Below are 9646 nucleotides of genomic sequence, written 5' to 3'. Positions count from 1 at the left end.
AGCGATCTCGAGCCCCCGTTCTGAGCCATCAGGAGGTGATCATGCCCCATACACAGTCAACAGTGCCCCGGAGGTGCCTGACTGGAGCGATCTCGAGCCCCCGTTCTGAGCCATCAGGAGGTGATCATGCCCCATACACACTTCATCCGGCTGTCCGAGTGGGCAGCCCAACTCTTCCCCGGCGAACGCTACTCCCCAGCACCATGGTCGATGGGTCAAGACACGGCAGATAGACCCACCACCAGTAAAAGTGGGTGGCCGCTGGATGGTCAAAGAGGATGCGCGGTTTGTCGGTCTGTCCGCAGCCGCTGAGGGTCCGTTCTCTGACCCCTTGGTAGAGAGGATCATGACCCATGGCCGCTAGACCAAGAAGCCACAACATTGACGTGCCGAACCTTTACCAGAAACTCGATAAGCGCTCCGGTAAGGTTTATTACCAATACCGCGACTCACGCACCGGGCGGTTTCATGGGTTGGGCACCGATAAGAAGCGGGCCGTCAGCATTGCTAAAGAACTCAACGAACGCATTGCCCAGCAGCTCATCGACCACTATCAAACAATACTGGATCAGAATGTTCCCAAGGTGAAAACCAAGGGGATCAGCACCAAGACATGGTGTCAGCGATATATCAAAATAATCAAAGAGAAGGAAACAAATAATGAGCTGAGTCCGTTCACGGTCAATCAGCGCATACGCCATACAAACATTCTCATCCGTCGCCTTGGCACAACGGGTATTCGCGATATCGATACCAAATCACTGGCAACCATTTTCGATGAATACTGTGCTCGAGGAAAGCGAAGTATGGCCAGAAGTCTAAGGTCATCTTGGGTGGACATTTTCAAGGAAGCGCAGCATGCAGGTGAGGTCGATGGCAACTTCAACCCTGCCACTTCCACAAAAGTACCCCATGTGAAAATATTACGTGGGAGGTTAAGAAGAACCGACTGGCCTGCACTGGTTCTTTCCGCAAAGCAGCAGTCCCTTTTATATCCTCTTCATGCTCTTTATCTGGGGATCACCACGGGATTAAGGCGCAGTGATCTGTGCAATCTAAAATTTACTGACGTCAAAGACGATCACCTTTTCGTTAAACTGAGCAAGGCTCGCGGACAAACGAAGCTCGCCTTCCCATTGACGCTGACAAGCCCACTTACTGATATGACGTTGGCTGACATTATTGAGATGTGTCGGTCGACGGGGATCAAAAGCGATTATTTACTTCATCAGACCGGAAAGAACGCCCCAGAAAGACGCGGTAAACGTATTTTACCGAACGGTTTATCAATGGCCTTTAAGGAATTGAGAGACGCAAGTGGCCTCTCTTGGGACAGTCCCTCTCCACCGAGCTTTCATGAGATACGGTCACTGGCTGAACGCATCTATTCTGAGCATGGCTATGATACGCAAACGTTGCTCGGCCATAAAACGAGGAAAATGACAGACAGGTATCATGATGCACGAGGAAGTGAATATACTTTCATCACCCCTCCCAAGTAAACGTGACAACGTCACTGTTAATTCATAATGCCGAACGAGAGGCGTTATCCACCCAAACTCCACTCTCGTTTTGGTGAAAGGGTTTTGGAGGAGTTTTGGAGGGAAGAGTTCTTACGCTGAAATTTGAGCCTGAAAAGTACTCCAAGTCCTTTAGTCGTTAGTTTTTAACTATATGAGTTCTCGAGATATAGATAGATTCAATTCTCAGAGCATAACTGTTGGTAGTAAAACACTGTAAAAAAGCCCCAGAGATAATGGAAAAATATTTTTCTAAGATTTGTCCAGAGTGAAAAAAAGCGAGGCTATGCCTCGCTTTTTTGTTTTTGTAGCTGAAAATATCACTGAGAATTAACTCAGAAAATGCGCCGGACAAGTGTTATTAATTAGGTGAAGGGGTTCACCTGACATCAAGCTTTAGAACATTTCACAAAATGTTTTAAGTGTCGGCTTCTTCTTCGCGATGCACTTTTCACTCAAGTCAGACTTTTTTGAGTGCTTGACCATTAATGTGCCCGACAGGTGTTCATTCACAATCATTTTGTCTATCAGACGCATGCCGCCTTCAACATTTTGATTGAAAAGAGACAGATTGTGGTGCCGAACAAAATACGTTTCGCCCGCTTCGACATTAAGCGGTATTTTTCCTTCAATCAGCTTACCGTCAGCATCATCGCCTCGCCAATAAAGTGTGTACGCCCCTGGGGCTAAGGAAAAAAAGAAGTAAGTACTCGGGTAAAGTTTGCCTATGTATCGTCACCGCCGTTGAGGCTATAGGCAGTGTCTGTTTCCAACCTACCAGTACCCGCCTCTGTTCTCGCTACATAAACCAGTGCTTTATCTTGACCTGCAATTTTAGGGAGTGCGAAGCCACCTGTTTTTGCTCTGTACTCATCGTACGTCATCGGTGATGCACAGCCCACAACCGCAGCACAAACGGCTGCCAACACTGCACACTTAACTCTTTTCATACAACTTATCTTCTAACTGATTTTAAAAAGCCAGAAGACCCTACACGCGAACAGAAATATAAGAGGTTTATCTCAATACACTTTCGAAGCAACGCACGAACCAGCCAATGAAATTGCGAGACACATCTCTATATGAGCTGAGGAATCTTTCAGGATATGATTCAACGAAACGTATTGGGACGTAAGGTCACGACAGTGAACAAGGGTGAGTTTGAAGGGCGGTGGACCACATATTTATATAAGCTCATAGCAGCCCATTCTCCCTAACATCCCTACTCTCTTTGTCATCTCCGCACCCTCCGGTAACCTAAACTATGACCACTGTCCTAAAACGTCCTGAGCCTCAGTAATTTTCCTGTACCAAGTGTTATCCTCACCCACCTACTGGATAAAAAGACAATAATCGATGGAATTGAGTTTTCCCTTTTACGTGGTTGTGATGAGCTTTATCACCATGCTGCCTTGCATCGTCTATCGTTGGACAAGAAAGCACCCTAATTTGGAGATTTTTCTTTGCTCCATTTGTACGTTCCTCGCACTGCAAGCGCTTTATGAAGAGAGTTTTCTTGGGGTGGTAACCTTTGAGGGAGACCCGGTTTACATCAAGTCCGTGGCAAGCATAGCGACTTTTGGGTCGGTGATAGTCAATTTGGCTGTCTTTTTTATCATGCCTCGATTTCAAATAAAAAAGGCTCTTCACAACCCAATACGCTCGATGCCACAAAATAAAGGTTGGGGGTATCAACACACAACTCTCATAGCTTTCTCCGCATCAATCACCACTGACGAGCAGACGGTATCTGGTGACTTTCATCCGCCCTCGGGGGGAGGAGGACATCGCTTTTTCAAGCAGTTACAAGGTCACGGTAAGAAACGTTAAAGATAACTGCCCAGACAACCACCTTGTGTGCAGCCATGCTGTGTGCGCTTGTCGTAGACTTTGTTTTCCATCTTTAATTGGTTGAGGATCACATGCCCCAACTCATTGGCCTCTTTCCCCAATTGCTTGAATGATTTGCGCGGTGACATAGCTAAAATTAATCGGTCGATTTTCGTTGCTGCATTTTTGGCTAATTTTGCATGGCCTTTCTCGTGGAGGTCGAGTCTGCGATACCAACGATTAAACACCCGCTTTACGTCTGGGTTACTGCTGATCAGTTTTGGCATTGTGTAGGTGATTGACAGCGTCGTTTCGACACGTGCTATCTGGCATCTACCCGGCTTCATTTTTACCAGTACTGCCAGCGAATACTCCACTTTGTGTATCCGTGGAACACTTCACCATTGAGGATTATCGGAAACGCCTTGCTCTCCATTCCCCCTCTTGCTACATTGATACTGTGTATTTATACAGTATATTTTCATTATGCCAGCTATCCGATTCAAAAATACCCTTGGTACCGTCAATGTCTGGTGTCCGACTGGCCACCTCGACCGAACTTCTCGGGTTGACCCGATCCCAGCCCTTCTCAAAGATGGCAGCTTGGTCTATTTCAACTTTGGCGGGTTCATTGAACGAAAGCACCTGCGCTATGAGCAGCGAGTAAAGATGATTAACATCATTGGGTTTTCTGCCAACGACAATGAGAAAGGACCATGGGAGGCTGTGAGTGACCAAAAGCTGTTAGGTATCTATAAAGAGCGGCGGTTTTATTTGGTGCTAGATAAGGGCAAGGTGGTTGGTCTTTAGCGTTTGGGCGCGTGATTTGAGAATTGACTTCTACTTTCTACTTTGCATTGGTGCCGACAGCCTAATTCATGAGTAACGCGTAAGGGCGTATTTAAGGTCGACAATCTCTGGTTGAGTCTAATCAATCATCTGGAACACGATTTTCCGTACATGTTTACTGAATAGAAATCAGCGAGGCAAAACCCCGCTGATTTCATCGCATCTTGATTAAATGCAGTTATGGCGCTTCGTAGCCAAGCGCATCTGTTTTGGCGGCACAGATAAAGTCATTTTTGTGCAAGCCATGAATTTTGTGCGTCCACCACGTGACTGTCACTTTACCCCATTCCAAAAGGATCGCTGGGTGGTGACCCTCTGCTTCAGCCAGTGTCGCTACTTTGTCTGAGAATGCCCAAGCCTGTTTAAACGTTCTAAACGTAAAAGCGCGCTCAAGTTGCGGAACTCCGTCGCGCTCAATCAACGCCCACTCGGGGATTTCAGTAAGCAGTGTCTTTGCTTCATCAGCTTCAACACGCGGCGCATCGGCAACACAAGCTTCACATTTCAATTCGTTCAGATCATCCATAACGTTTTTCCTTAGTGTCAGATTTAGGTGGAAATAATGGTTCGTGTAGGCCAAGTGAAATGGCTTCGTCCACACAGGCCATCAAATCCATGTTGGTGAAATCGAACAGCCTGTCCAGACTGTCAATCGTGAAATAAATGGGCTGCATGATATCGATTCGATAGGGTGTCCTCATCACATCAACAACATCCAAAGGTTTACGAATAACCGATGTGTCATTAAACACGTATTGTGTTTCGCCGGGCGATGAGAGTATGCCGCCGCCATAAATCGATAACCCGTCCTTGTTCTCGATAAGGCCGAACTCAACGGTAAACCAATATAAACGTGCGAGATATATTCGCTGTTGCTTATTTGCCTTGTATCCTAGCTTTCCATACATGTGCGTAAACTCTGCAAATGCGGGGTTTGTCAGCATTGCACAGTGGCCAAATATCTCATGGAAAAAATCGGGCTCTTGCAAGTAATCGAAGTCCTGAGCGGTACGCAGGAAGGTCGCCACTGGGAACTGTTTATTCGCCAGAAGATAGAAAAAGTGGTCAAAATCTATCAGTGCTGGCACTTCTTTGCACTGCCAGCCTGTTGTCTCTGCTAACACTTGGTTTACTTCGCCCAACCCAGGTGTTCTGTCCATTGGCAGGTTGAGCAATTCAAGACCTGTAAAGTACTCCTTGCATGCCTTGCCCGAAATACAAGACAATTGTCTCTCTATCAGCCGTTCCCAGACGGAGTTTTCTTGAGGGCTCCATTGGATGTTCCCATCTTTATCGACAGGTTTCGACTGATATTTGGTATGTTTAGCCATAGCTCTCCGCATCCTTCCATGACGCAAGCGTTACCGATGTAACGCGTTCGTTATTGATACGTTAGAGCCATTCACCCGAAATTAACACGTTAGCAAGAGCTTACACCATAGGAATTAACGTAAAGTATACTTTACAAACATATGATTTCATTGGAAGATAGAGAAATAGTTGATATTAATTCATAAACAACAGTGTCATTTTTTTGTCGCCATTTCATCTTCGTGATAACTGTCTCGAAGAAATGCTAAAGTGACAGACTAATTTTTTATCGAAAAATAAAATGTAGATCTCATTTATACCTTCTGAAGGTTAAAAGCATTGACTAGAGAATTAATTAATCAAGAGGACTTCGAAGCCCACTTGGTTTTAGAAGCAAACGGGGACGTGACAGCGATGTATAGGCACATATCGCTCACTAGCGTTTTCCAGCCAATCTTTAACCGGGCAAGAGAAGTGATGGGCTATGAGGCACTTTGTAGAGTGACGGACGACAATGGACAACACATTTGTTGTACAGATATATTTTATCAATGCTGTGATGAAAACTGGGTCATACACCAGCATAATCTTGATAAGCTCTCCCGCGTCGTCCATCTGCGTAACTTTTCCCAATACAATGTCGACTGTTCGCTGTTTCTGAATGTGCTGCCCATTTCAGCAATCAGAGGCTTAACTCCGACGAGAACCATCAGCTGATGCTCAGGCGCCTAAAAGCGCTGGGCCTTGATGTGCATAAGGTGATTTTTGAGGTTGTTGAACATCAATCTGACAACGATAAAACACTTGCTCTGGCAGCCGCTAAGTCACTTTCATCCGGTTTTCAGATTGCTATTGATGATTTTGGCGTTAATGCATCACGTGAAGACCGGGTAAAGGCGATTCGGCCCAATATTTTGAAGGTTGATCGCTCTTTGCTTGAGTTTTACATGGATGGCGATGAAAAGTGGCTGCTTCATTCCATTGATGTTGCAAAGAATGTGAATGCGAAAGTCCTCGTTGAAGGCATAGAAACCGAGGAACAATTTGAGGCCATGTTCGATTTAAACATCGACTATTTCCAAGGTTTCCATTTGGGTGAGCCTAAACACATGTCTGAATACTGCAAACGCAAGTAAGTCTATCTTCCACCAGTCAATTGAGCATACTAGCTCTATAAAAGCGCCAAGTATGTAGCCGAAAATTCCTCAATATTGTCCTTTGAATTATAGAGATGTGGCGAAACCCGTAAACCGACACGTCGCTCATCAACCCAGATATTCTTCTCTTTCATTTTGCCAACAAGATCACTTCCCGTCATAACTTTGACAATTGCTGTACCACTTCGCTTGTCTCGCGCGTGGGGAGAAATGACGTTATTGCCAAGTAGGCCAATCAAGTGATCAATGAGTGCGCCATTGTGCGCCACAATTGGGTCAATGCTGACCGAATTGAAGTACTTGAGGCTGTGACTGGCTAACGCATAGGGAGCGACTGAGGCGTCCCGCCCCAAAACTTAAGTGCTGACTCATGGTATCGAAAATCATGGATATTAAATTCAAACGGGTTTTCATGGCTAAACCAACCTACATCTTTGGGTTGGCACTCATGAAGTATGTTTGGGTTCACCCACAGATAGCCAGCACCGGGACCGCCGCAAAGCCACTTCACTGAAGAACCAATCAGAAAATCAGGCTGGCATGTTTGTAAATTGACATGAATAACGCCTGCAGACTGGGCAACGTCAACTAACGACATCACACCGAACTCTTTTGCAATGGTGACAATCTCTTCAATCGGTGTTTTTTGCCCAGTGTTAGAATAAACATGGCTGATAAAGACTAAGTCAGCGCCCTCTTTGAGGAACTCGTGCCAGACGTTAGTATCAGTACTATCACTATCAGCAGGAATAAGCGATATCTCGGCATGGTCGAGAGGGGCATTTTGTAGAACAAACCCCATACTTGGGAAATCTTGTTCACTCATCACGATGCGAGGTTTGTTGGAGAGTCGTTGATGAGATTGGATGATTTTCGTCAGAGCCGAAGACAAGTTGACCTGAGGGCAGAAGTCTTCAGCCTTACCATTGAACAGCACGCTTAACTCATGGCGAAACTGTTCAATCACTTTCAGCCACTGTCCCCAAGGTTCAGCGCCCTCTTCCGCCCATGGCGATAAGAATACATCCTGAAAGTTTGTCGTCTGGCTTTTCAGTGGCCGCCCGACTGAGTGACTGAGTAGATAAGCACCCTCTGGGCAGTGAAAATCCTGGTTTTTCTTCATTGTCTTTCCTCTGCTTATACCAGTGAATTTCTGAGTGATTGAATATCGTTAAATCGAGTGAAAATATCACTCCGCTCGGCGGCATTTCGTCGGTCACGCAGTTTCTCAAGCGCACCTAACAAGACATGGAGGGGAGGCCCACTTGCCGTTAGTTTATCAAGGTGAGTCTCTTCCATTGTCGCAGCAGGCTTGGCGATATATTTCTCAACCAATTGGTTATGGTGCTGCACTGCCGTACGCCCGTGCATATCGCAAACATCAAGGAAAAGGGCAAGGTGTTGTTGATACCAGCTTGCGTTAGATTGCTGTTCAGTAGCAGAGAGAAACTCATCCATGAAAGAGGTCATTCTCATACAATCACGCAAGATTTGTTGATCTTCTGGCATCATGTAGAGAAATTTATCGACCAACAATTGTGAATAGGAAGATTCGTTTGCAAGGCATAGCCCCAGCAATAAATCTATAACATTGATACCCGCAAAATCACCTGCATTGGCGCCACGATAGACATGCTGACCCACACGATAAGGTTTGTAATAAGGGCGAACCTGATAAAAAAACGCATCGGTATCGAGTGCCGAAAATAACACTTCGTTGGACTCGTAAACATCTTTTAATGCTTGGTGAGCCACCAGCAAAAGGTCTGCTGCGATAGGGTGAGAGATGCCGATGGATTTAATTTTCAATAACGCGTCTGCTGCTCGCTTGTACGCAAAAATCCCACGTGTATTGTAATCAACGAAGATCTTCTCGGCGTCCAAATCGGTAAAACGCTTGTAGGTACCGTTTATTGATTGGTTATGCGTTGTCAGGTGCGCAGTGGCAAATCTCGGCGTGACGCCAATCGATGCACCTATTTGCATTGAAAGTGCAGAGGCTTCACGCAGCGGAGAAAATGACTCACGTGAAGGCTCTGTAATTTCATGGCGACGGCATGCGGCCATAAACAGGCCAACATTCCCCAGAAGGTCGAACGCGGCATCAAAGCCTTCGTCTGTATTGCCCTCTTGCAGAAGCTGACTAATGAACTGATTGCCCTGTTCAACCAGAGACGCTTTTATGTCGCCTCCGACGTCGACAACATTCGCTCTGTCACTTTGCTTCCAGTAAAGCGCTTCCAGTGCATTGTTGTGCTCGACAAACTCATTCCTGATCCAAGCGTCAAAGGCCAACGTGTTATCAGTCACGATCACTACTCCATTATTTATCTCAAATAAGTCATAGGCTTATCTTTGTTATCCTTTTTAAAAGGCTAGCACATGGGGAGTAGCAAAAATCGTCAAAATTCTTCTCTAAAGAATCTATTTTTAGCAGTTATCTTTTACTTTTATAATTTTTAGATCGATAATCACTACAAATTAACAAATATATGTTTGATATGGATATTAAAGACAAGCAGATACTCGAAGCATTACAGAAGAATGGGCGGATATCGGTCAGCGAACTTGCAGCTTCTCTGAACATGTCAGATACGCCATGCCTACGCCGGATAAGAAAGCTTGAGCAAAGCGGCGTAATTACCGGGTACCGAGGGTGTGTTGATGAGAAAAAGCTCGGATATAGCGTGAGTGTGCATGCCTTTGTGAGCTTAAAAAGTAACTCAGAGCTTGCCGGCGAGTTGTTCGAAAAAGAAGTTGCCGAGATATCCCAGGTAATAGAGTGTTCAGTCATCATTGGGCAGCACGACTATTTATTGAAAGTAATTGCCAAAGACCTCGTCCACTATGAAAGTATTCTAAAAAAGCAAATATCTAATATTGATTGCATTGCAAAGATAGAATCGACAGTCGAGTTGAAGTCTGCACTATGAAAGTATTCTAAAAAAGCAAATATCTAATATTGATTGCATTGCAAAG

At 45.4% G+C, this 9646-nt stretch carries 15 protein-coding genes; 8 read left to right on the top strand and 7 right to left on the bottom strand.

Annotated elements, in window-relative coordinates; translation table 11 throughout:
- The first annotated feature begins 126 nt into the window (after positions 1-126).
- Genes CS022_RS23975 through CS022_RS23970 form a run of 3 tightly spaced genes read left to right on the top strand, consistent with a single transcriptional unit; the run spans position 127 to position 1502 of the window.
- On the top strand, positions 127-312 hold the full coding sequence (locus tag CS022_RS23975) for a hypothetical protein (RefSeq protein WP_235869891.1): 186 nt from the start codon (positions 127-129) through the stop codon (positions 310-312).
- Positions 266-364: a hypothetical protein gene (locus CS022_RS26995; RefSeq protein ID WP_235869890.1), complete on the top strand. Its 99-nt coding sequence runs from the start codon at positions 266-268 to the stop codon at positions 362-364. Before CS022_RS23975 ends, CS022_RS26995 begins: the two co-directional genes overlap by 47 nt.
- Positions 354-1502 carry a phage integrase Arm DNA-binding domain-containing protein gene (locus CS022_RS23970; protein WP_129124389.1) on the top strand — a complete coding sequence of 383 codons (1149 nt, stop codon included), beginning with the start codon at positions 354-356 and terminating at the stop codon, positions 1500-1502. The genes CS022_RS26995 and CS022_RS23970 overlap by 11 nt, the downstream gene beginning before the upstream one ends.
- Positions 1503-2245: 743 nt before the next feature.
- Here CS022_RS23970 and CS022_RS23965 read toward each other — a convergent pair.
- The gene (locus CS022_RS23965) at positions 2246-2470 is read right to left on the bottom strand and encodes a hypothetical protein (protein ID WP_129124388.1); all 225 of its coding nucleotides are present in this window, start codon (positions 2468-2470) and stop codon (positions 2246-2248) included.
- Positions 2471-2876: 406 nt separating this feature from the next.
- Between CS022_RS23965 and CS022_RS23960 the strand changes: the two genes are divergently transcribed.
- A complete protein-coding gene (locus tag CS022_RS23960; protein WP_129124387.1) occupies positions 2877-3350 on the top strand; it encodes a hypothetical protein in 474 nt (157 codons plus the stop codon).
- Here CS022_RS23960 and CS022_RS23955 read toward each other — a convergent pair.
- Entirely contained in the window at positions 3347-3727 is a 381-nt protein-coding gene (locus CS022_RS23955; RefSeq protein ID WP_129124386.1) for a DUF922 domain-containing protein, read from the bottom strand. The genes CS022_RS23960 and CS022_RS23955 overlap by 4 nt on opposite strands.
- A gap of 109 nt (positions 3728-3836) precedes the next feature.
- Between CS022_RS23955 and CS022_RS23950 the strand changes: the two genes are divergently transcribed.
- Positions 3837-4160 (top strand): hypothetical protein, encoded by a 324-nt coding sequence (locus CS022_RS23950; RefSeq protein WP_129124385.1) that lies wholly within the window; start codon positions 3837-3839, stop codon positions 4158-4160.
- Between the two features lie 217 nt (positions 4161-4377).
- Here CS022_RS23950 and CS022_RS23945 read toward each other — a convergent pair whose 3' ends face one another.
- Both CS022_RS23945 and phhA read right to left on the bottom strand, forming a co-directional pair.
- The gene (locus CS022_RS23945; RefSeq protein ID WP_129124384.1) at positions 4378-4725 is read right to left on the bottom strand and encodes a 4a-hydroxytetrahydrobiopterin dehydratase; all 348 of its coding nucleotides are present in this window, start codon (positions 4723-4725) and stop codon (positions 4378-4380) included.
- Positions 4718-5542, bottom strand: a complete 825-nt coding sequence (gene phhA / locus CS022_RS23940; protein ID WP_268967938.1) for a phenylalanine 4-monooxygenase — start codon at positions 5540-5542, stop codon at positions 4718-4720. Before phhA ends, CS022_RS23945 begins: the two co-directional genes overlap by 8 nt.
- A gap of 307 nt (positions 5543-5849) precedes the next feature.
- On the opposite strand from phhA, the gene CS022_RS23935 reads away from it, so the two are divergent.
- Together CS022_RS23935 and CS022_RS23930 are read left to right on the top strand one after the other, a co-directional pair.
- On the top strand, positions 5850-6227 hold the full coding sequence (locus tag CS022_RS23935; protein ID WP_129124382.1) for an EAL domain-containing protein: 378 nt from the start codon (positions 5850-5852) through the stop codon (positions 6225-6227).
- Positions 6227-6646, top strand: a complete 420-nt coding sequence (locus tag CS022_RS23930) for an EAL domain-containing protein (RefSeq protein ID WP_235869889.1) — start codon at positions 6227-6229, stop codon at positions 6644-6646. Before CS022_RS23935 ends, CS022_RS23930 begins: the two co-directional genes overlap by 1 nt.
- A gap of 35 nt (positions 6647-6681) precedes the next feature.
- On the opposite strand, the gene CS022_RS25650 is transcribed toward CS022_RS23930, so the two are convergent.
- The 3 genes from CS022_RS25650 to CS022_RS23920 are packed head-to-tail and all read right to left on the bottom strand — an operon-like array spanning position 6682 to position 8977.
- The gene (locus tag CS022_RS25650) at positions 6682-7020 is read right to left on the bottom strand and encodes an aminotransferase class V-fold PLP-dependent enzyme (RefSeq protein WP_201746385.1); all 339 of its coding nucleotides are present in this window, start codon (positions 7018-7020) and stop codon (positions 6682-6684) included.
- A complete protein-coding gene (locus CS022_RS23925; RefSeq protein WP_201746384.1) occupies positions 6984-7790 on the bottom strand; it encodes an aminotransferase class V-fold PLP-dependent enzyme in 807 nt (268 codons plus the stop codon). The genes CS022_RS25650 and CS022_RS23925 overlap by 37 nt, the downstream gene beginning before the upstream one ends.
- Before the next feature lie 14 nt (positions 7791-7804).
- The gene (locus CS022_RS23920) at positions 7805-8977 is read right to left on the bottom strand and encodes a PrnB family protein (protein WP_129124380.1); all 1173 of its coding nucleotides are present in this window, start codon (positions 8975-8977) and stop codon (positions 7805-7807) included.
- Between the two features lie 182 nt (positions 8978-9159).
- Here CS022_RS23920 and CS022_RS23915 point away from each other — a divergent pair, with 182 nt between their 5' ends.
- Positions 9160-9600 (top strand): Lrp/AsnC family transcriptional regulator, encoded by a 441-nt coding sequence (locus CS022_RS23915; RefSeq protein ID WP_235869888.1) that lies wholly within the window; start codon positions 9160-9162, stop codon positions 9598-9600.
- Positions 9601-9646 lie beyond the last annotated feature (46 nt).

Origin of the sequence: Veronia nyctiphanis (genome assembly GCF_004116385.1) — a bacterium.
Lineage (GTDB): Bacteria > Pseudomonadota > Gammaproteobacteria > Enterobacterales > Vibrionaceae > Veronia > Veronia nyctiphanis.
Note: the sequence above shows the minus strand (reverse complement) of the source record. Positions and strands in the feature narration are given on the sequence as shown.

What these genes read in the sequence shown, in the direction of transcription:
- CS022_RS23915 (WP_235869888.1), top strand. Translation starts at nt 9,160, where the DNA reads ATGTTTGATATGGATATTAAAGACAAGCAGATACTCGAAGCATTACAG.
- CS022_RS23970 (WP_129124389.1), top strand. Translation starts at nt 354, where the DNA reads ATGGCCGCTAGACCAAGAAGCCACAACATTGACGTGCCGAACCTTTAC.
- CS022_RS26995 (WP_235869890.1), top strand. Translation starts at nt 266, where the DNA reads ATGGTCAAAGAGGATGCGCGGTTTGTCGGTCTGTCCGCAGCCGCTGAG.
- CS022_RS23975 (WP_235869891.1), top strand. Translation starts at nt 127, where the DNA reads ATGCCCCATACACACTTCATCCGGCTGTCCGAGTGGGCAGCCCAACTC.
- phhA (WP_268967938.1), bottom strand. Translation starts at nt 5,542, where the DNA reads ATGCGGAGAGCTATGGCTAAACATACCAAATATCAGTCGAAACCTGTC.
- CS022_RS23925 (WP_201746384.1), bottom strand. Translation starts at nt 7,790, where the DNA reads ATGAAGAAAAACCAGGATTTTCACTGCCCAGAGGGTGCTTATCTACTC.
- CS022_RS23930 (WP_235869889.1), top strand. Translation starts at nt 6,227, where the DNA reads ATGCTCAGGCGCCTAAAAGCGCTGGGCCTTGATGTGCATAAGGTGATT.
- CS022_RS23960 (WP_129124387.1), top strand. Translation starts at nt 2,877, where the DNA reads ATGGAATTGAGTTTTCCCTTTTACGTGGTTGTGATGAGCTTTATCACC.
- CS022_RS23965 (WP_129124388.1), bottom strand. Translation starts at nt 2,470, where the DNA reads ATGAAAAGAGTTAAGTGTGCAGTGTTGGCAGCCGTTTGTGCTGCGGTT.
- CS022_RS23950 (WP_129124385.1), top strand. Translation starts at nt 3,837, where the DNA reads ATGCCAGCTATCCGATTCAAAAATACCCTTGGTACCGTCAATGTCTGG.
- CS022_RS23945 (WP_129124384.1), bottom strand. Translation starts at nt 4,725, where the DNA reads ATGGATGATCTGAACGAATTGAAATGTGAAGCTTGTGTTGCCGATGCG.